This is a genomic window from Luteimonas kalidii, assembly GCF_029887935.1.
Classification (GTDB): domain Bacteria; phylum Pseudomonadota; class Gammaproteobacteria; order Xanthomonadales; family Xanthomonadaceae; genus Luteimonas; species Luteimonas kalidii.
The window spans coordinates 880,741-904,458 of sequence record NZ_JARXRO010000020.1; the positions used below are offsets into that span (position 1 = coordinate 880,741).

The 23,718-nt window shown below is 70.8% G+C and carries 19 protein-coding genes; 6 read left to right on the forward strand and 13 right to left on the reverse strand.

The genetic code is table 11. The annotated features are described in order from the left end of the window. Window position 1: 1 nt before the first annotated feature. The 12 genes from fabZ to rpsB form a co-directional block, all read right to left on the reverse strand. A complete protein-coding gene (gene fabZ / locus QFW81_RS17540; protein ID WP_280580505.1) occupies window positions 2–457 on the reverse strand; it encodes a 3-hydroxyacyl-ACP dehydratase FabZ in 456 nt (151 codons plus the stop codon). Then, the gene (lpxD, locus tag QFW81_RS17545) at window positions 454–1,494 is read right to left on the reverse strand and encodes a UDP-3-O-(3-hydroxymyristoyl)glucosamine N-acyltransferase (protein WP_280580506.1); all 1,041 of its coding nucleotides are present in this window, start codon (window positions 1,492–1,494) and stop codon (window positions 454–456) included. Before lpxD ends, fabZ begins: the two co-directional genes overlap by 4 nt. A gap of 15 nt (window positions 1,495–1,509) precedes the next feature. Continuing rightward, on the reverse strand, window positions 1,510–4,068 hold the full coding sequence (bamA, locus tag QFW81_RS17550) for an outer membrane protein assembly factor BamA (RefSeq protein WP_280580507.1): 2,559 nt from the start codon (window positions 4,066–4,068) through the stop codon (window positions 1,510–1,512). Between the two features lie 62 nt (window positions 4,069–4,130). After that, window positions 4,131–5,492 (reverse strand): RIP metalloprotease RseP, encoded by a 1,362-nt coding sequence (rseP, locus tag QFW81_RS17555; RefSeq protein ID WP_280580508.1) that lies wholly within the window; start codon window positions 5,490–5,492, stop codon window positions 4,131–4,133. A 9-nt stretch (window positions 5,493–5,501) separates the two neighbouring features. Next, window positions 5,502–6,674, reverse strand: a complete 1,173-nt coding sequence (dxr, locus tag QFW81_RS17560; RefSeq protein ID WP_280580509.1) for a 1-deoxy-D-xylulose-5-phosphate reductoisomerase — start codon at window positions 6,672–6,674, stop codon at window positions 5,502–5,504. A 133-nt stretch (window positions 6,675–6,807) separates the two neighbouring features. Continuing rightward, window positions 6,808–7,683, reverse strand: a complete 876-nt coding sequence (locus QFW81_RS17565; RefSeq protein WP_280580510.1) for a phosphatidate cytidylyltransferase — start codon at window positions 7,681–7,683, stop codon at window positions 6,808–6,810. After that, entirely contained in the window at window positions 7,680–8,492 is an 813-nt protein-coding gene (gene uppS / locus QFW81_RS17570) for a polyprenyl diphosphate synthase (protein ID WP_425604066.1), read from the reverse strand. The genes QFW81_RS17565 and uppS overlap by 4 nt, the downstream gene beginning before the upstream one ends. A gap of 47 nt (window positions 8,493–8,539) precedes the next feature. Continuing rightward, on the reverse strand, window positions 8,540–9,097 hold the full coding sequence (gene frr, locus QFW81_RS17575; RefSeq protein WP_280580511.1) for a ribosome recycling factor: 558 nt from the start codon (window positions 9,095–9,097) through the stop codon (window positions 8,540–8,542). 207 nt (window positions 9,098–9,304) lie between these two features. Next, a complete protein-coding gene (gene pyrH / locus QFW81_RS17580) occupies window positions 9,305–10,027 on the reverse strand; it encodes a UMP kinase (protein WP_280580512.1) in 723 nt (240 codons plus the stop codon). Window positions 10,028–10,108: 81 nt separating this feature from the next. Further along, window positions 10,109–11,596, reverse strand: coding sequence for a sensor domain-containing diguanylate cyclase (locus QFW81_RS17585; RefSeq protein WP_280580513.1), 1,488 nt, complete (start codon window positions 11,594–11,596; stop codon window positions 10,109–10,111). Window positions 11,597–11,758: 162 nt separating this feature from the next. Continuing rightward, window positions 11,759–12,631: a translation elongation factor Ts gene (gene tsf, locus QFW81_RS17590; protein WP_280580514.1), complete on the reverse strand. Its 873-nt coding sequence runs from the start codon at window positions 12,629–12,631 to the stop codon at window positions 11,759–11,761. Between the two features lie 129 nt (window positions 12,632–12,760). After that, complete coding sequence (gene rpsB, locus QFW81_RS17595; RefSeq protein ID WP_280580515.1) at window positions 12,761–13,609, reverse strand: 30S ribosomal protein S2; 849 nt, start codon at window positions 13,607–13,609, stop codon at window positions 12,761–12,763. Window positions 13,610–14,017: 408 nt separating this feature from the next. Here rpsB and map point away from each other — a divergent pair, with 408 nt between their 5' ends. From map to dapE, 5 genes are all read left to right on the forward strand, one after another. After that, window positions 14,018–14,794 carry a type I methionyl aminopeptidase gene (gene map, locus QFW81_RS17600; RefSeq protein ID WP_280580516.1) on the forward strand — a complete coding sequence of 259 codons (777 nt, stop codon included), beginning with the start codon at window positions 14,018–14,020 and terminating at the stop codon, window positions 14,792–14,794. A 2-nt stretch (window positions 14,795–14,796) separates the two neighbouring features. Continuing rightward, window positions 14,797–17,415: a [protein-PII] uridylyltransferase gene (glnD, locus tag QFW81_RS17605; RefSeq protein WP_280580517.1), complete on the forward strand. Its 2,619-nt coding sequence runs from the start codon at window positions 14,797–14,799 to the stop codon at window positions 17,413–17,415. Then, the gene (dapD, locus tag QFW81_RS17610) at window positions 17,412–18,257 is read left to right on the forward strand and encodes a 2,3,4,5-tetrahydropyridine-2,6-dicarboxylate N-succinyltransferase (protein WP_280580518.1); all 846 of its coding nucleotides are present in this window, start codon (window positions 17,412–17,414) and stop codon (window positions 18,255–18,257) included. The genes glnD and dapD overlap by 4 nt, the downstream gene beginning before the upstream one ends. 26 nt (window positions 18,258–18,283) lie before the next feature. Next, window positions 18,284–18,640, forward strand: a complete 357-nt coding sequence (locus QFW81_RS17615) for a Spx/MgsR family RNA polymerase-binding regulatory protein (protein ID WP_280580519.1) — start codon at window positions 18,284–18,286, stop codon at window positions 18,638–18,640. A 110-nt stretch (window positions 18,641–18,750) separates the two neighbouring features. Then, window positions 18,751–19,896, forward strand: coding sequence for a succinyl-diaminopimelate desuccinylase (gene dapE / locus QFW81_RS17620; protein ID WP_280580520.1), 1,146 nt, complete (start codon window positions 18,751–18,753; stop codon window positions 19,894–19,896). Window positions 19,897–19,926: 30 nt separating this feature from the next. Here dapE and QFW81_RS17625 read toward each other — a convergent pair whose 3' ends face one another. Then, the gene (locus QFW81_RS17625) at window positions 19,927–21,588 is read right to left on the reverse strand and encodes an ABC1 kinase family protein (RefSeq protein ID WP_331488100.1); all 1,662 of its coding nucleotides are present in this window, start codon (window positions 21,586–21,588) and stop codon (window positions 19,927–19,929) included. Window positions 21,589–21,914: 326 nt separating this feature from the next. On the opposite strand from QFW81_RS17625, the gene asnB reads away from it, so the two are divergent. Further along, the gene (gene asnB, locus QFW81_RS17630; protein WP_280580522.1) at window positions 21,915–23,627 is read left to right on the forward strand and encodes an asparagine synthase B; all 1,713 of its coding nucleotides are present in this window, start codon (window positions 21,915–21,917) and stop codon (window positions 23,625–23,627) included. The last annotated feature ends 91 nt before the right edge of the window (window positions 23,628–23,718 follow it).

Here is a 23,718-nt window from a genome sequence, read left to right on the forward strand (position 1 = left end):
GTCAGCTGCGCACCTCGGCGCACAGGATCTCGGCGCAGGCCACCTGCTCGCCGTCCACGCGCGCGAGGCCGGAATAGAGCGTCATGTTGCGGATCTCGCGCTTGATCTCCACCTCCAGATCGAGCCGGTCGCCCGGCACCACCATGCGCGAGAACTTGGCGTTGTCGACCTTCACCAGATACGACAGCCGGCCCTCGAGCCCACCGCCATGGGTGAGCTGGGTGAGGATTCCGCCTGCCTGCGCCAGCGCCTCGATCACCAGCACCCCGGGCATCACCGGCCGGTCGGGGAAGTGGCCCTCGAAGAACGGCTCGTTGCCGGTGATGTTCTTGTAGCAGACCACGCGCCGCCCGGGTTCCGCCTCGACCACGCGGTCGACCAGCAGGAACGGATAGCGGTGCGGCAGCAGGGCGCGGATGCCGATGCTGTCGATGGGAAGGGTGACCTGCTGTGTCATTCGGTGTCCTTGGGCGAAGCTCCCACGCGCCTGGCCAGCGCATCGAGCTGCTTGAAGCGGACCGCGTTGCGGCGCCAGCTGCGGCTGTCCATCAACGGGGTGCCGGAAGAATACTCCCCGGGCTCGCGGATGGAGTGGGTCACCAGCGTCATCGCCGTGACCACCACGCGGTCGCAGATCTCCAGGTGCCCGGCGATCCCGGCGGCGCCGCCGATCATGCAGTATCGCCCGATGCGGGTACTGCCGGCCACGGCCACGCAGCCGGCCATCGCCGTATGCGCGCCGACGTGCACGTTGTGCGCGATCTGGATCTGGTTGTCGAGGCGCACGTCGTGCTCGAGCACCGTGTCCTCGAGCGCGCCGCGGTCGATGGTGGTGTTGGCGCCGATCTCGCAGTCGTCGCCGACGCGCACGCCGCCGAGCTGCGGCACCTTGATCCAGTGTGGCTCGTCCTGGCTGCGATCGAGCGCCAGCCCGAAACCGTCGGCACCCAGCACCGCGCCAGGATGCACCAGCACGCGCTGCCCCAGCGTCACGCGCCGCACCAGCGTCACGCGCGCCACCAGCGTGCTGCCGGCGCCCACGACGCAGTCCTCGCCGATCACGCAGCCCGGACCGACGGTGGCGCCCGCGTCGATCCGGCTGCCGGCACCGACCGTTGCAAGCGGCCCGATGCTGGCGCCCGGATCGATCCGCGCCTGCGCGTGCACGACCGCGCTCGGGTGGATCCCGGGTGCCTGCCCGGGCGCCGGCTCGAACAGGGACGCGATGCGGGCATAGGCGACGTACGGATCGCGCGCCACCAACACGTCACCGGCGTACGCGTCGGCGTCGCGCTCGCGCACCACCACCAGGCCGGCACGCGTGGCGGCCAGCTGGCCGCGGTACTTCGGGTTGGCGAGGAACGAGAGCGCGTCCGGCCCCGCGCCGGCGAGCGTTCCCACGCCGCCGATCAACCGCGCAGGATCGCCCCGCAGCACCAGGCCGAAGCGTTCGGCGAGTTCACCCGCGGAGACCTGGACACCCTGGCGCGGCATCGACCCGGAGAACGGCTAGAACGCGCCGCCGAAGGTGAACTGCAGGCGCTCGAGCTCGTCGCCCTGCTGGGTCACGCGGCCGTTGCTGTCGCGCACCGAGTCCTGGCTGCGCAGCGGATAGGCGTAGCTGATCGAGATCGGGCCCACGGGCGCGCGCCACATCAGCGCGACGCCGGCCGAGGCACGCAGTTCGCTGCTTTCGAACGCATCGACGTCGCGGAACACGTTGCCCACGTCCACGAACGCCGACACGCGCGCCGCCGGGGACTTGATCAGCTGCGGGAAGAACATCTCCACCGAGCCGACCGTCTTGAGCGATCCGCCGATCGGCTGCAGGAAGCTGCTGTTGAAGGCGGCCTCGCGCGGACCGAGGGTGTTGTCGCGGAAGCCGCGCACCGAGCGCGCGCCACCGGCGTAGAAATTCTCGAAGAAGGGCAGGCCGGTCGCCACCAGGGTGCGGTTGAACACCGTCCCGTCCTCGCACTCCTCGCTCCCGGGCGGGTCGCCCGCGTCCCCGCCGTCCGCACCAGGCGGCGGCAGCGGCTGGCCGCCCAGCGAGCGGCAGAACGTACGGTACACGTCGTCGCCGTAACTGTCGCCGTAGCCAAGTTCGAAGCGGGTGTTGAGTACCAGCGCGCGGCTGATCGGCCAGTACTTCGAGAACTCGTAGTTCAGCTTGAAATACTCGACCGTGGAGCCGGGCAGCGTGGTCTCGAGCGAGACCCGCTGCAGCGTGCCGCGGGTGGGCTGCAGGAAGTCGTTGCGCGAGTCGCGCGCCCAGGCCAGTTCGCCGCGCCAGGAGTGGAAGGTCCGCTGGCCGACGGCGTCGATGTAGTCGACGATCGATTCCGGCGACGAGCCGCGGAACGCGAAGATCTGGTTGCGGTCGATGCCGACCAGGGCCGAGATCGTGTCCGACTCGGTGATCGGCAGGCCGAGCACCATCTGCCCCGCAGCGTTGGTGGAGGAATACTGCGCGGTGTTGAACTCGGAATTGTCGAACTCGCGCCACCACAGGTTGTAGCCCAGCGACAGCCCATCGTCGGTGAAGTAGGGGTTGAGGAACGAGAACGCGTAGCGCTGCAGGTAGACGTTGCGCTGCGCCTCGACCGACACCCGGTTGCCGCTGCCGAGGAAGTTGTTCTGCGACAGCTGCACGGACGTGGTGAGGCCGGCCAGCTGCGAATAGCCGACGCCGAACACGAAGCTGCCCGATGTGGTCTCGGTGACGCTGTACACCACGTCGACCTCGTCGTTGCTGCCGGGGACCGGTTCGGTCTCGACGTTGACGCTGCCAGATTCGAAATAGCCCAGGCGCTGCAGGCGGACCTTGGAGCGGTCGATGGCGGCCTGCGAGTACCAGGCGCCCTCGAACTGGCGCATCTCGCGGCGCATCACCTCGTCGGAGGTGCGGGTGTTGCCGCGGAACACGATCCGGCGCACGTTCACGCGCGGCCCGGGTACCACCTGCAGCTTGATGCCGACGGTACGCGCGTCGCGGTCGATCTCGGGAATGGTGTTGACCTGCGCGAACGCGTAGCCGATGTTGCCGAGCGTGGCGGTGATCGCATCCGAGGACAGCTCCAGGATCGCGCGCGAGAAGATCTGGCCTTCCTTCGCCAGCACCAGGCGCTCGACGTCCTCCTTCGGCAGCACGGTGTCGCCGGTGAGCTCGACCGACGAAATCGTGTAGACCTCGCCCTCGGTCATGCCGGCGGTGATGAACATGTCGCGCTTGTCGGGGCTGATCGAGACCTGGGTGCTGTCGATGCTGAAATCGACGTAGCCGCGGTCCAGATAGTAGTTGTGCAGCTTCTCCAGATCGCCGGAGAGCTTCTCCTTGGAGTACTGGTCGTCGCGACGGTACCAGCTGAGCCAGTTGCTTTCGCCCGATTCCCAGGTGTCGGTCAGGTCTTCCTGCTCGAACTGCTCGTTGCCGATCAGGTTGATGTGGCGGATCTTGGCCGCCTTGCCTTCCTTGATCGCGATGGTGACGTCGACGCGGTTGCGGTCCAGCCGCGAGACGGTGGGTTCGATCTCGACGTTGTACTTGCCGCGGTTGTTGTACTGGCGGGTGAGTTCCTGGGTCACGCGGTCGAGCGCCAGCCGGTCGAAGGTCTCGCCCTCGGACAGGCCGATGTCGTTCAGGCCCTCGCTCAGGTCCTCGGTCTTGATGTCCTTGTTGCCGGTCAACGTGAGCTTGTTGATCGCCGGGCGTTCGGTGACGGTGACCACCAGGATGTCGCCCTGGCGCCCGATCTGGATGTCCTCGAAGAAGCCCGTGCGGTACAGCGCGCGCACCGCTTCGCCAATGCGGCTCTGGTTGATCGTGTCCCCGCGCTCGATCGGCAGGTAGGTGAAGACCGTGCCGGCGCCGATGCGCTGCAGGCCGTCGACGCGGATGTCGCTGACGGTGAAGCTGCCGGCGCCGGGCGCCAGCTGCGGCGCCTGCGCCTGGGCCGGCGGCGGCACCGCGAACGCGGCCTGCGGGTCCACCGGCTGCTGGGCCCAGGCGGGCGCGATGGCGGTCGCGAGGGCGAGTGCGAGCAGGCGGCGGGCAGGAGTACGCGTCATCGATCGGTCCGGATTGGGGAAGAGCTCCACTGCTGACGCAGTGGCGGTCGGAAGGCGGGGCATCAGCGCACCAGCTGCAGGATGTCGTTGTAGAACGCCAGGCCCATCAAGCTAGCCAACAGCACCAGGCCGACATACTGCCCGGCGGCCATCGCACGTTCGCTTAACGGACTGCCTTTGACCAACTCGATAAGGTAATACAACAGGTGTCCCCCGTCCAAGAGCGGGATCGGGAGCAGGTTGAGGATCGCGATGCTCAGCGACAGCAGGGCCAGGATGGTCAGGTACCAGGCCACGCCCTGGCTGGCGTAGGCGTTGGTGGCGCGGGCGATGGTCAGCGGTCCGGCGACGGTGTTCTCCAGCGCCAGGCGGCCGGTGAAGGCGCGCTGGATCATGCCCGCGAGCTGCCCGGTCAGGTGCCCCAGCTCGCGCGCGGCCACCGGGATCGCGGCCACCGGCCCGTACTGCTGCTTGGCATCCTTGGGCGGCAGTTCGATGCTGCCCGGCGCCTCGATCCCCAGCACGAAGCGCCGGTTGCCGGCATCGTCGGTGATCTCGCGCGGCTCCAGCGGGAACGCGAGGCGCTCGCCGTCGCGGGTGACCTCGACCATCGCGTCGCCGCCGCGCTCACCCAGGGCCTGCAGCAGCGGGCCGATATCGTCGAAGCGCTCGACCGGGCGGCCGTCGATCGCCGTGATCCGGTCGCCCTCGGCCAAGGTGCCCCAGGCGGCGCCGTCGGGCAGCACCCGACCCACGTCGGCCGGGACGGTGAAGTGCCGCGGCACCAGGCCGATGCTGCGAATCACCTGGCGCTGGTCGAAGTCCTGCGGCAGCTGCGACAGGCGCAGGTCGAGCGCGCGTTCGGCACCGTCGGCGCCCGCCACCCGCAGCGGCACGTCGGCCCGGTCCAGCGCGGCGGGCAGCAGCGCCATCTGCAGCTCCATCCAGGTGGGTGTCTGCCGTCCGTCGACGGCCAGCACCCGGTCGCCGGTGCGCAGCCCGGCGTCGGCGGCGATGCCCGAGGCCGGCCCCAGCACCGGCGCGTAGTCGGGCCGGCCGATCACGAACATCGCCCACAGCAGCACGAAGCACAGCACCAGGTTGGCGGCCGGCCCGGCGGCGACGATCGCGATCCGCTTCCAGACGCTCTGCCGGTTGAAGGCCTGTGCGGCCTCCGCCTCGGGCACGTCGGCCTCGCGCTCGTCGAGCATCTTGACGTAGCCGCCGAGCGGGATCGCGGCGATGCGGTACTCGGTCCCGTCCTTGGCGACCCGTCTCCACAGCGCGCCCCCGAAGCCGATGGAGAACCGCAGCACGCGCACGCCACAGCGCCGCGCGACCCAGAAGTGGCCGAATTCGTGGATGGTGACCAGGATGCCGAGGCTGACCAGCAGCCACCAGGCGGAGCCGAGGAACTCAGTCATGGCGGCGGCTCATCGGATGGCACCCGTGGCAATGGCGTGTTCGGCATGGCGCCGCGCGCGCGCGTCGGCTTCCCAGAGCGCCGCCAGCGACTCCGCCGGTTCGACCGCGATCGCCGCCAGGGCCTCTTCGACCAGCGCGGCGATGGACAGGAAACCGATGCGGCCCTGAAGAAAGGCTGAAACCGCGACTTCGTTCGCGGCGTTGAGCGTGGCCGGCGCGGTACCGCCCGCGCGCAGCGCGCCGCGTGCCAGGCCCAGGCAGGGGAAGGTGTCGAGGTCGGGCGGCTCGAACTCGAGCCGGCCGTGGGCGGCCAGGTCCAGCGGCCCGACCCCGGAGGCCAGCCGGCGTGGCCAGCCCAGCCCCACCGCCAGCGCGGTGCGCATGTCGGGCAGCCCCAGCTGGGCCAGCACCGAGCCGTCGACGAACTCCACCAGCGAGTGCACCAGGCTCTGGGGGTGCACCAGCACGTCGAGCTGCGCGTCCGGCAGCCCGAACAGGTGGTGGGCCTCGATCAGTTCCAGCCCCTTGTTCATCAGGGTGGCCGAATCGACCGAGATCTTGGGCCCCATCGACCACTTCGGATGGGCGACCGCCTCGGCCGGGGTGACCGTGGCCAGGGCCTCGCGGGCGCGCCCGCGGAACGGGCCGCCCGATGCGGTCAGGGTGACGCGGCGCACGTCGGCGCCGGCCTCGCGCCCGTGCAGGCACTGGAAGATCGCGTTGTGCTCGCTGTCGATCGGCACGATGGTCGCGCCGGCCGCGCGTGCGGCATCGGTCAACAGTTCGCCGGCCAGCACCAGCGATTCCTTGTTCGCCAGCAGCAGGCGCTTGCCGGCGCGTGCGGCGGCCAGCGTCGAGTCGAGGCCCGCGGCGCCCACGATCGCGGCGACCACGGTGTCGCAGGCGTCGCTGGCGACCAGCGCGGACAACGCGTCCGCGCCCGCGTGGGCACGGGTGTCGAGCCCGGCGTCGTGCAGTCCCGCGCGCAGGGCCGCCAGGGCGCCTTCCTCGCCGATCACCGCATGCGAGGGACGATGGCGGATGCACAGCGCCACCAGCGCGGCGACGTTGCTGCCCGCCGCCAGCACACTGGCGCGCATCGTGCCGGGATGCCGTGCGATGACGTCCAGGGCCGAACTCCCGATCGAACCGGTCGCACCCAGGACCGCGATCGACTGCATCACGCCGCGCCCCGTGACGCCGGGGCCGTTCCGGGGGACGCAGTCGACACGCGTCCGCCCGCCCGGCGCCTGCACGGGTCATGCGCGCCTGTTGGCGAGGCGGCGGCGCGACGGGAACGGACGGCGGTCATGGCTAGAAGCCGAGCCAGATCTTCGCCACCGCGAAGGTCGGCAGCGCGGCCAGCACGCTGTCCACCCGGTCCAGCACGCCGCCGTGGCCGGGGATCAGGGTGCCCGAATCCTTGGCGCCGACGTGACGCTTGAGCAGGCTCTCGAACAGGTCGCCGACCACCGAGAACAGCACCGTGGCCACCGCCGCCAGCGCCACCAGCGGCAGTTGTGACGCTTCCGCGCCGGCCAGTGGCGCCATCGCCAGGGCCACCGCCACGGCCAGCAACATCCCGCCGGCGAGCCCCTCGAAGGTCTTGTTCGGGCTGATCCGCGGCGCCATGCGCCGGTCGAACCAGCGGCCGCCGAACTTGCGGCCGGCGAAATAGGCGCCGGTATCGGTGGCCCAGACGATCATCAGCGCGGTCAGCAGCCAGACGTGGCCCTGCGGCACCAGCCGCAGGCCGGTCGGTGCCGGGTCGCCGGCGTGCAGCACCGCCAGTGCGCACCAGGCGGGGACCACGGCCAGGGTGCCGGCGGCGAGCTTGAACACGCGCGCATGGGTGTCGTGGTCGGAGGCGAAGTGGTAGCGGCGCAGCCACAGCATGGCCACCAGCCACCACGCCACGCCGATCATGCTCACCAGCTTGAACAGCACCAGCGAGCCGCCGCTGTCGGTGGGCGAGGCCCACACCAGCGCCGCCATCAGCAGCAGGTTGGCCAGCAGCAGCAGGGTGCGCTGCAGGGTGTCGTCGATCTCCGACAGGCGGAACCATTCCCACAGCGCCGCGAGGAACGCGATCGCCGACAGCGCGACCAGCCAGGGCGTCGGCAGCAGCAGCACGCCGGCGATCGCCAGTGGAGCCATCAGCAGGGCGGCGAGGACGCGGGTGCGGGTCAAGGGGTGGCACTCCGTTGGGAAGGCGGGACGGTCCCGGAGACCTGCTCCCCGGTCAGCCCGAAGCGCCGCTCGCGGCCGGCGAACGCGCGGATCGCCTCGTGCAGCGTGGCCGCATCGAGGTCGGGCCACAACGTCTCGGTGAACCAGAGTTCGGTATAGGCCAGCTGCCAGAGCAGGAAGTTGCTGATCCGGAAGTCGCCGCCGGTGCGGATGAACAGGTCGGGCGGCGGCAGGTCGGCCAGCGCCATCCGCGCACCGACGGCGGCCTCGTCGATCTGCTCGGGGCGCAGGCGGCCGGCGGCGACGTCCTCGGCCAGCGCGCGCGCGGCGGCGGCGATGTCCTGGCGTCCGCCGTAGCTGGCGGCGATCGCGAGGGTCAGCCGCGCGTTGCCGCGGGTCAGCATCTCGGCCGCCTGCATGCGGGCGCGGATGTCGGCGGGGAAACGCGTGCGATCGCCGATGAATCGCACCTCGACCCCGCGCCGGTGCAGTTCCTCGACCTCGCGGTCCAGCGCGGCCAGGAACAGCTTCATCAGCGCCCCGACTTCCTCTTCCGGCCGGCCCCAGTTCTCGCTGGAGAACGCGAACAGGGTGAGCGCGCGGACGCCCTGTTCGAGGCAGAAGTCGATGCACACGTTGACCGCGCGCGCGCCGGCGCGGTGGCCGATCGCGCGCGGACGGCGGCGGCGCGCGGCCCAGCGGCCGTTTCCGTCCATGATGATCGCCACGTGCCGCGGCACGCCGGGCGCCTCCTCCTGCCGTGCGGGCAGGGCGGAGTCGCGCGCATCCGGGGCAGGCGTCGAGGGCATGGCTTGGCTGGCGGTCGTCGCGGACCCCTCCCGGCTCGCGGCGATCATCAGACCGCCATCAGTTCCTGTTCCTTGGCCTTGACCACCTCGTCGACATCCTTGATCGCCTTGTCGGTGATCTTCTGGATCTCGTCCTCGGTGCGGCGCTCGTCGTCCTCGGAGATCTGCTTCTCCTTGAGCAGTTCCTTGACCTGCTGGATCGCGTCGCGGCGGACGTTGCGGATCGCGACCTTCGCGTCCTCGCCCTCGCTGTGCACCACCTTGCTCAGCTCCTTGCGGCGCTCCTCGGTCAGGGCGGGCAGGTTGAGGCGGATCGTGGTGCCGGCGGTGTTCGGGGTCAGGCCGAGGTCCGAGGCCAGGATCGCCTTCTCCACCGCGCCGACCATCTGCTTCTCCCACGGCGTGATCGTGAGCGAGCGCGCGTCGCTGACGGCGACGCTGGCCACCTGGCTCAGCGGCATGTCCGAGCCGTAGTAGCTCACCTTGAGGTGCTCGACCAGCGCGGTCGAGGCGCGGCCGGTGCGCACCTTCACCAGGGTGTGGCGCAGCGCGTCGACGCTCTTGGCCATGCGGGTCTGGGCGTCCTTCTTGATCTCGTTGAGCATCGCCGGCTCCGGTCGTTGTGCTGGGTTGAACTGCGGGATTATAGGCGGTGTGGCAACCGGGCCTGCGGTCGGCGCGTGCCGGCAGGGGCGCGGCGCGGCCTCGTGCGGGTGCGGATCACGGATGTGCGACCCAAGGCGGCCCGGCAACGGGCGGCGGGGCGGACCGTGTCGCAGGCGTGGGCGCCGCGCCTGCAGGGGCCGTGGACCTCAGCCCCGGCCTCGCACGAGTGTGCCGATCGACTCGCCCCCGAGGATGCGCAGCAGGACGCCGAGCTGGGACATGTCGAAGATCCGCAGCGGCAGGTCGCTGTCGCGGCACAGGGCGAACGCCGCCGTGTCCATCACCTGCAGGTCGCGCGAGATCACCTCGTCGTAGGTCAGGGTGTCGTAGCGCACCGCGTCGGGATGCTTCTTCGGGTCGCGGTCGTACACGCCGTCGACCTTGGTGGCCTTGAGCAGCAGGTCGGCACCGATCTCGATCGCGCGCAGCGCGGCGCCCGAGTCGGTGGTGAAGAACGGGTTGCCGGTGCCGGCGGCGAAGATCCCGATCCGGCCCTTCTCCAGATGCCGGATGGCGCGCCTGCGGATGTAGTCCTCGCACACGTCGTTGATCTTGATCGCGCTCATGACGCGGACCTTGGCGCCGAGCTTCTCCAGCGCATCCTGCATCGCCAGCGCGTTGATCACGGTGGCCAGCATGCCCATCTGGTCGCCGGTCACGCGGTCCATGCCGGCGGCCGCCAGCCCCGCGCCGCGGAAGATGTTGCCGCCGCCGATGACCACGCCGACCTCGGCGCCGGCCTGCTGCGCCTCGATGATCTCGCGCGCCAGGCGCCCGATGACCTTGGGGTCGATGCCGTAGTCCTCCCCACCCATCAGCGCCTCGCCCGAAAGCTTGAGCAGGACGCGGCGATAGGCAAGCTGGGACATCCGGACCTCGGGGCTGGGGAGCGCGGGGATTCTAGCCCATCGGCCCGTGCGCCGGTTCGCCGCCGGAGCGCGATCGGCGCGTCAACCCTCCGGCGCGGCGACCTGGTTGCGGCCGTCGCGCTTGGCACCGTAGAGCGCGTCGTCCGCCGCCTTGAGCAGGTCCTGCGCGCTGGCGAACCGGTCGCCGTCGCCCTGGCTGGCCAGCCCGGCCGAGAAGGTGATGTACAGCGGCGCCCCGTCGACCAGCGCCATCGGCGTGCGCGAGATCTCGGCCAGGATGCGCTCGAGCGTGTTGCGGGCCGCGGCCGCGTCGCAGTTGCCGAGCACGATCAGGAATTCCTCTCCGCCGTAGCGGGCCAGCAGGTCGCTCTGGCGCAGATGCCCGGCCAGGCAGCGGGTGAACTCCTGCAGCACCTGGTCGCCGACGAGATGGCCATGGCGGTCGTTGATGCGCTTGAAGTCGTCCAGGTCGAGGAAGGCGATCGACAGCGGCCGGCCGTGCTGCAGGGCGTCCTGGAACTCGCGCTCCAGCACCTCCTCCAGCTGCAGCCGGTTGTAGGCGCCGGTGAGCGGGTCGCGCCGGGCCTGCTCGGTCAGGTCCTGGGTCCTGGCCTTGAGCGCCTCGAGTTCGCGTCGCGCGACGGCGCCGTTGCGGATCTCGATCAGGTTGCGCACCACCATCAGTTCCTGCACCCGACCATGCAGGGCACGCACGTCGCCCGGATCGTCCAGCCGGACATCGAACAGGGTGGCGAGTTCGGGTGCGGACGCGGACAGGCGCTGAAGCAGGCCTGCGATCTGGACGCCCTCCAGCCCGGTCCGGTGCTCGAGTTCGGCCGCGAGGGCCCGCAACTGTTCGGGGGTGCCGGCCTGCATCCACAGGTCGGCCACCAGGCCCGATCCGCCGACGCAGGCGAGCGCGGCGTCGTCGTCGAAGGGGCCGGTCTCGTGGCGCGCGATGGTGTCCTGCAGCCATGCGGGCAGGTTCCAGCGCGCGGCCAGCCAGGCGCCGACCCCGGCATGGTCGCCACCGAACAGGGCGCGCTCGCGCGCCAGCGGCGCGAGTCCCGGCGGACCCGGGTCGAGCAGGGCGTAGCGCTCCGGCAGCACCTGCATCAGCGCCAGCGCGCCGATGTCCTGGAGCAGCCCGGCGAGCATGAGTTCTTCGGGCCGGTCCAGCCCGGCGTACTCCCCCAGCAGGCGGGAGGCCATGGCCGCCAGCACGCTGCGGCGCCAGTACTGTTCACGTGCCGCCGCCACCTGGCCGCCACCGCGCATCGTCGTCGCCAGGGAAAAACCGAGCGCCAGGGTCAGGGCCGCGTTGAGCCCGAGCAGCGCCAGCGCCCGCGACACCGTCTCCGGCGGCCGCCGGGTGGCGCTGGCGAACAGTGGCGAATTGGCGATCCGCAGGATCCGCGCCGCGAGTGCGGGATCGAGGCCGATCGCGTCCGCGGTCGCGTTCAGGTCCGCCTTCGGATCCTGGGCGAGCGCGATCACCCGCAGCGCCACCCCCGGTGGGGTGGGCAGGTCGGGGCAGCGGTCGAGCAGGGCTGCCAGCTCGGATTGCATCGAACGCGGACTCCAGGGCGGACGGGGCCGACCGACCCGCGGGCGGGGCGGTGGGCGCCGACGTTAACGGCCGGACGCCCCCGTACTGTAGCCGCGGCGGCGCCCCATGAAAAAAGCCGCGCTTGCGCGCGGCTTCTTCCAGGACTCCAGTGTTGCCGGACGTCAGGCCAGGCCGGCCTGCTTCATCACCTCGGCGGCGTAGTCCTCGACCACCTTCTCGATGCCTTCGCCCACGGCCAGGCGCTGGAAGCCGATCACCTCGGCGCCGGCGGCCTTGAGCACGGCTTCGACCGACTTGTCGGTGTCGAGCACGTAAGGCTGGCCGTACAGGCTGACCTCGTTGACGATCTTGGCGATCTTGCCGCCGATGATCTTCTCCAGGATCTCGGCCGGCTTGCTGCGGTCCTTGTCGGACATCTTCGCCAGCTCGATTTCCTTTTCCTTGGCGATGAAGTCGGCCGGCACGTCACCCTGCTTGTTGTGAGGCGGGTTCATCGCCGCCACATGCATGGCCAGGCCGCGCGCCAGGTCGGCGTCGCCGCCCTTGAGCTCGACCAGCACGCCGATCTTGCCGCCGTGCACATAGGCCGCGACGTTGTTGCCGCTGTCGATGCGCGCCAGGCGGCGCACCTGCACGTTCTCGCCGACCTTGGCGATCACGGCCGCGCGCGCTTCCTCGACGGTCCCGCCCGACGGCAGCGGCGTGGCCTTGAGCGCCTCGACGTCGGACGCGGCCAGCGCGGCCTGGGCGACGGCCTCGGTGAAGGCGACGAAGTTCTCGTCCTTGGCCACGAAGTCGGTCTCGGAGTTGATCTCCACCAGCACCGCCTTGCCGGCGTCCTGGGCGGCGGCGATGCGGCCTTCGGCGGCGACGCGGCTGGCCTTCTTGTCGGCCTTGGCCAGGCCGGACTTGCGCAGCGACTCGGCCGCGGCGTCGATATCGCCGTTGCTCTCGGTGAGCGCCTTCTTGCACTCCATCATGCCGGCGCCGGTACGCTCGCGCAGTTCCTTGACCAGGGATGCGGTGATTTCCATCGGGGACCTCGGATTCGAAAAGATGACGGGCGGGCCGGGGCCCGCCGCGGGAGTCTGGACGGCTGAGATGGGGCCAACAGCCTTGTTCGCAACCGCGCCACACGATGGCGCGGTTGCGTTGCCGCGGGATTACCCGGCGGCCTGGGCCTCGTCGGCCTTGGGCGCTTCGCCGCCCTCGGTGCCGGCGGCCGGCGCATCGGTGGTCGCGTTCGCGGCCTTCTTCGCCGGCGCGCGACGCCCGGGCTTGCCTTCGCCCTCGGCGAACTCGTCCTCGCGCACGTTGGCGGCGTTCGGCGCGGCGGCCTTGCCCTCGAGCACGGCGTCGGCGGCGGCGCGGGCGTACAGCTGCACTGCGCGGATGGCGTCGTCGTTACCGGGGATGGCGTAGTCGACCAGGGCCGGATCGTAGTTGGTGTCGACCACCGCGACCACCGGGATGCCGAGCTTCTTGGCTTCCTTGACCGCGATGTCCTCGTGGCCGATGTCGATCACGAACAGCGCGTCGGGCAGGCGGTTGAGGTCCTTCAGGCCGCCCAGCGAGGCCTCGAGCTTGTCGCGCTCGCGGCGCAGGCCCAGCACTTCGTGCTTGACCAGCTTCTCGAAGGTGCCGTCCGTCTCGGCCGCTTCCAGTTCCTTCAGGCGCGAGACGGACTGCTTCACGGTGCGGAAGTTGGTCAGCGTGCCGCCCAGCCAGCGCTGGGTCATGTACGGCATGCCGCAGCGCTCGGCCTCTTCCTTGATCGAATCGCGCGCGCTGCGCTTGGTGCCGACGAACAGGATGATGCCGCGCTTCTGGGCGATGCCCGAGATGAAGTTCATCGCGTCGTTGAACAGCGGAACCGTCTTCTCGAGGTTGATGATGTGGATCTTGCCGCGGGCGCCGAAGATGTACGGGGCCATCTTCGGGTTCCAGTAGCGCGTCTGGTGGCCGAAGTGGACGCCGGCTTCCAGCATCTGGCGCATGGTGATCTGGGGCATTGGGTGAACTCCTGACGGGGAACCCGCCGCCGCTGCATTGGATGGGCGGTGCGCCTGCACGGGCAGGCGCCGGGTTCCGGGGTTGGGCCTCCCCGCTGCCTCCGTGGCCAGATCCGTTCCGGTCCTGTCGGACCGTCCGGACACCCCGGCACGGGTGCTTGCAGCGGGTGTGTATTCGCCTGCGTCGGTGGACGCGAAGCCCGGCGTGGGCCACTGGCCGGCACGGGTGCGCCGGACACAGCCGCGGAATGATAGCGGCACGCAGGCCGCCGTGGCAAACCGGAGGAGGGCGCCTGCGGGGGATCGGCGTCCCGGACCGTGTCCCGATGCGGGCCCGATGAGGGAACGGGCGCGCCCGCCGCCGGCCCGGCGCGGGCACGGGCGGCCGCGGTCGGCGATAATGCCGCGATGACCATTTCCCTCAAGACCCCCGAGCAGGTCGAGAAGATGCGCGTGGCCGGCCGGCTGGCGGCCGAGGTCCTGCAGGTCGTGGCCGAGCACGTCCGTCCGGGCGTGAACACCGACGAACTGGACCGCATCTGCCACGACCACATCGTCAACGTGCAGAAGGCCACCCCTGCCAACCTGGGCTACAAGGGCTACCCGAAGACGACCTGCATCTCGGCCAACAACGTCATCTGCCACGGCATCCCGAGCGAAGCCAAGGTGCTCAGGGATGGCGACATCATCAATATCGACGTCACCGTGATCAAGGACGGCTGGCACGGCGACACCAGCCGCATGTACTACGTCGGCACGCCCTCGGTGATGGCCCGGCGCCTGGTGGAGGCGACCCGCGAGGCGATGTTCCGCGGCATCCGCGCCGTGCGCCCCGGCGCCACCCTGGGCGACGTCGGCCACGCGATCCAGGAATTCGCCGAGGGCCAGCGCTTCAGCGTGGTGCGCGAGTACTGCGGCCACGGCATCGGCGCGGTGTACCACGAGGACCCGCAGGTGCTGCACTACGGCAGGCCGGGCGAAGGCGTGGTGTTCCAGCCGGGAATGACGTTCACCATCGAGCCGATGATCAACGAGGGTTCGCGCCACACCCGCCTGCTGCCCGACGGCTGGACCGTGGTGACCAAGGACCGCAAGCTCTCCGCGCAGTGGGAACACACGGTGCTGGTGACCCCGGACGGGGTCGAGATCCTGACCCGCCTGCCCGGCGACGACAACGACCTCTGACCGTGGCGGCGGCTTCCGACCAGGGCGGCGATCCGGCCGCGCGCGGCGGCGAGGACGCGGCCTGGGCCGCGGTGGCGGCCGAGAGCCTGCGCGCCCAGGATGCCGGCTTCGCCCAGCGCTTCGACGCCGACGGCGACATCGAGCGCCTGCTGATGGCGCGCGTGATCGCCGTCGACGGGCTGGTGCGCCAGGCCTGGTCGCGGACGATCCCGTCCGATGCCGACCTGACCCTGTTCGCGATCGGCGGCTACGGCCGCGGCGAGCTGTTCCCGCGCTCGGACGTGGACCTGCTGGTGGTGGTGGGCGAGCGCGCCGGTGAGGCGGACACGGCCGCGCTGTCGCGCCTGTTCGCGCTGCTGTGGGACTTCGGCCTGCCGGTCGGGCATGCGGTGCGCACGCTGGACGAATGCACCCGCGCCGCGGCGGACGACATCACCGTGATGACCTCGCTGATCGAGGCGCGGCCGCTGGTGGCGACGCCCGAGATGGCGATGCGCCTGGAAGCGGCGGTCTCGGTGGACCGGGTCTGGCCGGCGCGTGAGTTCTTCGACGCCAAGCGCGAGGAACTGCGCCAGCGCCACGCCCGTTTCGGCGACACCGCCGACAACCTCGAACCCAACATCAAGGAAGGCCCGGGCGGGTTGCGCGACATCCACACCCTGCGCTGGATGGCGCGCCGGGTGTTCGGCACCCGCGACATCGAATCGCTGATCCCGCTCGGGCACCTGGGCCTGGACGAGTATTCCGCGCTCGAGCGCGAGTGGCGCGTGCTGGCGCGGCTGCGCTACGGCCTGCACCTGGTCGCGGGCAAGCGCGAGGAGCGCCTGCGCTTCGACTACCAGAAGGCGCTCGCCGCGCGCCTGCAGCACATCGACGACGCCGACAACGCCGCGATCGAGCGGATGATGCAGGCCTTCTACCGCAGCGCCGCGATCGTGCAGCGCATCGGCGAGCGGCTGCTGCAGCGCTTCGAGGAGCAGATCGAGGGCGACGTCGAGCCGGTGCCGCTGGACGCGGAGTTCGCGATGAAGCGCGGCTACCTCGTGGCGCGCGACGAATTCTGGCCCGGCGGCGACATGGCGCGCGTGTTCTGGCTGTTCGCCCTGTGGGCCGACCACCCCGGCGCGAAGGGACTTCATTCGCGCACCGCGCGCGCGCTGGCCGAATCGCTGCACGCGCTGCCGGCCTACGATGCCGCCTCGCCGGAACTGCGCGAGGACTTCGTCGCACTGCTGCGGGGCCCGGGACCGGTGCGCTCGCTCGAGCGCATGGCGCGGCTGGGCGTGCTCGGACGCTGGATCCCGGCATTCGCCCAGGTGTCCGGTCGTATGCAGTTCGACCTGTTCCACGTCTACACCGTGGACCAGCACACGCTGGCGGTGCTGCGCAACCTGGCTTCGTTCTCCACCGGCATCCCGGACGAGCGCTTCTCGATGGCGCACGAGGTCTGGCCGCTGCTGCGCAAGCCCGAGCTGCTGCTGATCGCCGGCCTGTTCCACGACATCGCCAAGGGCCGCGGCGGCGACCACTCCGAGCTCGGCGCGGTCGACGCACGCGCGTTCTGCCAGGCGCACGGCTACGGCGAGACCGACACCGCGCTGGTCGAGTGGCTGGTGCTCAAGCACCTGCTGATGTCGACCACGGCGCAGAAGCAGGACATCTCCGACCCGGCGGTGATCCACCGCTTCGCGGTCGAGGTGGCCGACCGCGAGCGGCTGGACTACCTGTACCTGCTCACCTGCGCCGACATCGCCGGCACCTCGCCGCAGCTGTGGAACGCGTGGAAGGACCGGCTGCTGGCCGACCTGCGCATCGCCACCCGCTACGCCCTGCGGCGCGGGCTGGAGCACCGCATCGGCGCCGCCGAGCGCATCGCCGAGACCCGCGACAAGGTGACCGGCCTGCTGGTGGCCGAAGGGGTGGACGGGATCGGCGAGCTGTTCGCGCGCATGCCCGACATCGGGTTCCTGCGCGCGCGCGCCGACCAGGTGGTGTGGCAGGCGCTGTCGCTGCGCGAGGTGCCCGTTGGCGGCACCGCCGTGCGGGTCCGCCGGGTGGCGGGCGCGGGAGAGGCGCTGGAGGTCTTCGTGCACGCGCCCGACCGCGACGGCCTGTTCGCGGCGATCGTGATCACCCTCGACCGGCTTGGGCTGGCGATCCAGCAGGCGCGCGCGCTCGACGGGCCCGCGCACACGATCTTCGACACGTTCGAAGTGCTCTCGGTCGACCAGCGCCAGGCGCCGGACCTGGTGGCGATCGAGCGCAAGCTGGCGACGGTGCTGGCCGGTTCGCTCGACGTGCGCCCTGCGCGGCGCGCGCAGCCGCGCCACCTGCGCCACTTCCGGGTGGCGCCGCAGGTCGATTTCGATGCCGGTACCGACGGCCGCCGCACGGTGATGAGCCTGGTATGCACCGACCGGCCGGGCCTGCTGGCGGACATCGCGCTGGTCCTGCGCGAACAGCGCGTGCGCGTCCACGATGCCCGCATCGCCACCTTCGGCGCGCGCGCCGAGGACGTATTCCTGATCAGCGACCGCCAGGACCAGGCGCTCGATCCATCCCAGTGCGCCGCCCTGAGCGACGCACTCCACCAAGGCATCGACGGAGACCACACGGCATGACCGCAGCGGCAGGGGCAACGGACGTACAGCGCACCATCGAGGACGCGTGGGAGCGGCGCGCGGCGCTGTCGGCCGAGGAAGTCGGCGATGTCGTCGGGCCGGCGGTGGAGCAGGCGATGGCCGGGCTCGAACGCGGCGAGTTGCGCGTGGCCGAACCGCATTCCGGCGGCTGGCGGGTCAACGCGTGGCTGAAGAAGGCGGTGCTGCTGTACTTCCGGGTCAACGACATGGCCGTGGTCGACGCACAGCCGGCCCCGTTCTGGGACAAGGTGGAGGCGCGCTTCGCCGGGTTCGACGCCGCGCGATTCAAGGCCATGGGCGTGCGGGTGGTGCCGGGCGCCGTCGCCCGGCGCGGCACCTATTTCGGCCGCGACGTGGTGCTGATGCCGAGCTTCGTCAACATCGGCGCCTACGTGGGCGAAGGCACGATGGTCGACACCTGGGCCACGGTCGGCTCCTGCGCGCAGATCGGCCGCCACGTGCACCTGTCCGGCGGCGCCGGCATCGGCGGCGTGCTCGAACCATTGCAGGCCAGCCCGACGATCATCGAGGACCACTGCTTCATCGGCGCGCGCTCGGAAGTGGTGGAAGGCGTGGTGGTCGGCCACCACAGCGTGATCGGCATGGGCGTGTTCCTCGGCCAGTCCACCCGCATCTACGATCGTGCCACCGGCGAGGTCAGCTACGGCTACGTGCCGCCGGGCAGCGTGGTGGTGTCCGGCCAGCTGCCGGCGAAGGACGGCTCGCACTCGCTGTACTGCGCGGTGATCGTCAAGCAGGTCGACGAGAAGACCCGCGGCAAGACCAGCGTCAACGACCTGCTGCGCGGCCTGGCCGACTGACCCCGCCTTCGAGGACGGCACGCGACATGACCACCCTGTACGGACTGAAGAACTGCGACACCTGCCGCAAGGCGACCAAGTGGCTGGACCGCTTCGGCATCCCCTACGCCTTCGTCGACTACCGCGACGACAAGCCGACGCCTGAGACCCTGGTCGAGTGGGCCGGACAGCTCGGGGGCTTCCCGGCGATGGCCAACAAGTCGTCGACCACCTGGCGCCAGCTGCCGGACAACCGCAAGGCCGCGGCCAGCGACGCGGAATGGAAGCTGCTGCTGCGCGAATACCCGCAGCTGATCCGGCGTCCGGTGGTGGTGACGGCGGACGGCGTGGTGACGCAGGGGTTCAGCGACAACGGGTTCAAGAAGCGGTTCGGGATCGCCTGACCGTTTGGCGTGCGCACGTGTGCGCGCGATGATGTGGATCAGCGCCCGGCGCGTCGCGGCGGCCGCGCTTAAGGTTCCGATCCGTTCCGCTGCCCGGAGTGTCTGTCCCCGTGTCCGACGTCCTCGATCTCACCCGTGAACTGATCTCGCGCGAGTCGGTCACGCCCGACGACGCCGGCTGCCAGGCGCTGCTCGCCGCGCGCCTCGAAGCGGCCGGGTTCGCGGTCGAGCCGATGCGCTTCGGCCAGGTCGACAACCTCTGGGCCACGCACGGGCAGGGCGCGCCGGTGCTGGTGCTGCTCGGCCACACCGATGTCGTGCCGAGCGGTCCGGTCAGGGCCTGGACGTCGGATCCGTTCGCGTCGGAAATCCGCGACGGCGTGCTCTACGGACGCGGCGCCGCCGACATGAAGAGTGGTGTCGCGGCGTTCGTGATCGCGGCCGAGCGCTTCGTCGCCGCGCATCCCGGCCACGCCGGCACGCTCGCGCTGCTGCTCACCTCCGACGAGGAGGGCGATGCGATCGACGGCGTCCGCCGCGTCGCGGCGACCTTCGCCGAGCGCGGCACGCGCGTCGACTGGTGCATCACCGGCGAACCCTCGTCGACGCGGACGCTCGGCGACCTGCTGCGCGTCGGCCGCCGCGGCAGCCTGTCGGCCACGCTGACGGTGCGCGGCGTGCAGGGCCACGTCGCGTATCCAGACAAGGCGCGCAATCCGATCCACGACCTTGCGCCTGCGCTGGCGGAGCTGGTCGCGCGGCGCTGGGACGCGGGCTTCGAATCCTTCCCGCCGACCAGCCTGCAGGTGAGCAACATCGCCGCGGGCACCGGCGCGACCAACGTCATCCCGGGCACGGCGACCGTGCAGTTCAACCTGCGCTACACGCCGCACTGGGATGCGCCCGCGCTCGAGGCCGAGGTCGGGGCGCTGCTGGATCGCCATGGCCTCGACTACACCATCGCCTGGCACCGGAGCGGCGAACCGTTCTACACCCCGGAAGGGCCGCTGCGCGCGGCGGCCCGCGAGGTGCTGTCGAGGTTCGCCGGTGCCGCGCCCGAGGAAAGCACGGGAGGCGGCACCTCGGACGCGCGCTTCATCGCGCCGCTGGGCGCGCAGTGCATCGAGATCGGGCCGGTCAACGCCAGCATCCACCAGGTCGACGAGCACGTGCGCGTGGCCGACCTCGAAGCGCTGCCGGAGCTGTACCTGCAGCTGGTCGAACGCCTGCTGTCGCACGCGCAATCCGCCGGTTGAAGCGCGGGAGGGCGGCGCGAGGCTTCGATCCTATTCCGCGCCGCTGCGCTCGACCGGCCGCGCATGGCGGTCGTGTCGCATTGCGCTGACCACCAGCAGGATCCCGAGCACCGCCGCGACCAGAAACATCAGCATCGCCAGGGCGGGATAGCCGAACAGGGTGGGCCCGACGTCGAGCCGCATCATCTGGGTGGAGGACAGCAGCAGCGCCGCGATCACCACCGCCGAGGCGATCCGGTTCGCGATCTTCTGCAGGTTCTCCATCAACCGCGAATCGTCCAGGCCGTCCAGCCGCACCTGCATCCGGTTGGCGGCCAGCAGCGACAGCGTGTCCGACAGCTTGCGCGGGGCCTCGCGCACCAGTTCCTGCAGTTCCATCGCCTCGGTCGCCAGGTTGGCCGGCGAGAGCGCTTTGCGCAGCCGGTCGCGCATCAGCGACTGCAGGTGGGCCTCGATCTCGCGGCGCACGTCGACCTCGGGGGCGAGCGCATCGACCACCCGCTCCAGGTTGAGCAGGGTCTTGCCCAGCAGGCTGATCTCGGGCGGCGTGCGCAACCCGCATTCGGTCGCGCGCCGGACCAGGTCGAGCACCATGCGGCCCTCGGACGAACGCCGCGTGGCGCTGGCGTAGCGCGCCACCACCTGCGAGATCTCGCGCACGTAGGCGCTCTCGTCGAAGTCCTCCAGCCGCGTGCCCAGCGCCACCAGTTCGCGCGCCACGTCCTCGCCGCGGCCGTCGACCGCGGCGAACACCAGCTTGAGCAACCGCTCGCGCTGGCGCGGCGGGATGGTGGCGACCATGCCCAGGTCGATCAGCGCGATGCGGCCGTCCGGGCACAGCAGCACGTTGCCCGGATGCGGGTCGGCGTGGATGTCGCCGTGCACGAACACCTGGTCGAGATAGGCGTGCAGCAGTTCGGCGGTGGCGGGCGCGGTGTCCTGCTCGGTGCGGCGCAGGCCGCTGATGCGGGTGACGTTGATGCCGTCGATCCAGTCCATCACCAGCAGCCGCGGCGTCACGTAGTCCCACAGCGGGCGCGGCACGCGCAGGCGTTCGTAGCCGGCGAGGTGGCGGCCGAAGCGGTCCAGGTTCTCGGCCTCGATCCGGTAGTCCAGTTCGTCCAGCATCGCCTTGCGGAACTCGGCGATCCAGTCGGACAGGCGCAGGCGCCGTCCGGCATCGGTCAGGGTGTCGGCGGTGCCGGCCAGGCGCGCGAGCACGTCCAGGTCGGTGCGCACGGAGCCGGCGACATCCGGACGCTGGATCTTCAGCGCCACCATGCGGCCGTCGTGCAGGGTCGCGCGGTGCACCTGCGCGAGCGAGGCCGCAGCCATCGGCTCGGGATCGATCTGCGCGAACACCTTGCTGGCGCGCACGCCGAGTTCCTTCTCCAGCAGCGCTTCGATGTCGTCGATCGAGGCCGGGGTGGCGTTGTCCTGGGTGCGTTCAAGGGCGACGATCCAGGCCGCCGGCACCAGGTCGGGGCGGGTGGACAGCGCCTGGCCCAGCTTGACGAAGGCCGGGCCCATCGCCTCGAGGTCGGACACGAAGCGTTCGGCCATGGCATCGGTGCCGGCATCGGCTGCGTCGTCCTCGTGGACGTCGCCGAGGTCGAGCCCGGTGAGGATGCCGGCGCGCCGGTAGCGCGCGAGCATCGCGATCACCTGGGATGTCCGGGACAGCCGCTGCATGGTCTCGCTCAAGATCCTGGTCCCCTGTCGCGTCGCCGGCCCGCGGCCAGCCCGCCGGCGAGTATTCCGGCGCGGCGGTGACGGTTGTGTCTGCAACTGTTGCAAGGCGCCGGCCCGCCGGGGTACGTTCGCGGCATGGCCATGCAGACCACCGGCAACGCGACGAATTCGGACCGCAATCGCAATGCGGCGAACAATCGCGTCCGCACGGCGGGCTGCAGCCAGGCGTAGATTCCAGATCCCACGCCGTCCATGCAGGCCCGCATCGCAAGGTGCGGGCCTTTTCGTGTGGGTCGGTCCGACCGCAATCCAAGGAGTAGCGTCCCATGTGTTCCATCTTCGGCATGTTCGGGCTGCAACCCGGCGACGACATCCCCGCGCTGCGGCGGCAGGCGCTGGAGCTGTCGCAGAAGCAGCGCCATCGCGGCCCGGACTGGAGCGGCGTGTACGACGACGCCGGCGCGATCCTGGTGCACGAGCGGCTGGCGATCGTCGATCCGGCCGGCGGCTCGCAGCCGCTGCGTTCGGTCGACGGCGAACTCGTGCTGGCGGTCAACGGCGAGATCTACAACCACCGCGAACTCAAGTCCGAACTGGGCGACGGCTACGCGTTCCAGACCGGATCGGACTGCGAGGTGATCAATGCGCTGTACCGGCAGAGCGATCCCGACGGCGCAGGCCCGGCGGCGTTCCTCGAGCGGCTCAACGGCATCTTCGCCTTCGCCCTGTGGGACGCGGCGCGTGGCCGGGTGCTGGTGGCGCGCGATCCGATCGGCGTGGTGCCGCTGTACTGGGGCCACGACCGCGCCGGGCGCCTGTGCGTGGCGTCGGAAATGAAGGCGCTGGCGCCGATCTGCGCCGACGTCGCCCAGTTCCCGCCCGGGCACTACTACGATTCGGCCACCCGCGCGCTGGTGCGCTACTACCGGCAGGACTGGCGCGACTACGACCAGGTGCAGGGCGTCGAGGTCTCGCCGCAGGCGCTGCGCGAGGCGTTCGAGGCCGCCGTGCACCGCCAGCTGATGAGCGACGTGCCCTACGGCGTGCTGCTGTCGGGCGGGCTGGATTCCTCGCTGGTCGCCGCCGTCGCCGCGCGCTACGCCCGCCACCGGGTCGAGGACGACGACCGCAGCGAGGCCTGGTGGCCGCGGCTGCATTCGTTCGCGATCGGCCTGGACGGCTCGCCCGACCTCGCCGCCGCCGAGATCGCGGCCGAGGCCATCGGCACCGTCCACCACGGTTTCACCTATACCTTCCAGGAAGGTCTCGACGCGCTGCCGGAGGTGATCCGCCACATCGAGACCTACGACGTCACCACCATCCGCGCATCCACGCCGATGTACCTGCTGGCGCGCCGGATCAAGGCGATGGGAGTGAAGATGGTGCTCTCGGGCGAGGGCAGCGACGAGGTGTTCGGCGGCTACCTCTACTTCCACAAGGCGCCGAGCGCGCGCGAGTTCCACGAGGAGCTGATCCGCAAGCTCGACGCGCTCAACAACTACGACTGCCTGCGCGCCAACAAGTCGATGATGGCCTGGGGCGTGGAGCCGCGCGTGCCGTTCCTGGACCGCGAGTTCCTCGACGTGGCGATGCGCATGGACGCCGCGCACAAGATGGTGCGCAAGGGCGAGCCCGGCTACCAGCGCATGGAGAAGGGGCTCCTGCGCCACGCGTTCGAGGGCTATCTGCCCGATTCGATCCTGTGGCGGCAGAAGGAGCAGTTCAGCGACGGCGTGGGCTACGGCTGGATCGACGGCCTCAAGGCGCACGCCGAGGCCCAGGTGAGCGACCGCGAGCTGGCCGCCGCCAACCGCCGCTTTCCGCACAACCCGCCGCAGACCAAGGAGGCGTACTACTACCGGATGCTGTTCGAGCAGTGCTATCCGGGCGCGGCCTGCGCGGAGACGGTTCCGGGCGGCAAGTCCATCGCCTGTTCCTCGCCCGCCGCGATCGCCTGGGACGCGAGCTTCGCGGCGATGGCCGACCCGTCCGGCCGCGCGGTGGCTGGCGTGCATGCGCAGGCGGTGGCGGCCGGCTGAGCGCGCCGGGCGGCACTTGAACGGTTCCCCGGCGGGCGGGCCGTCGGGCGCGGGCCTGCGGAAACGGGCATGCGACAATCCGGGCCTCCCC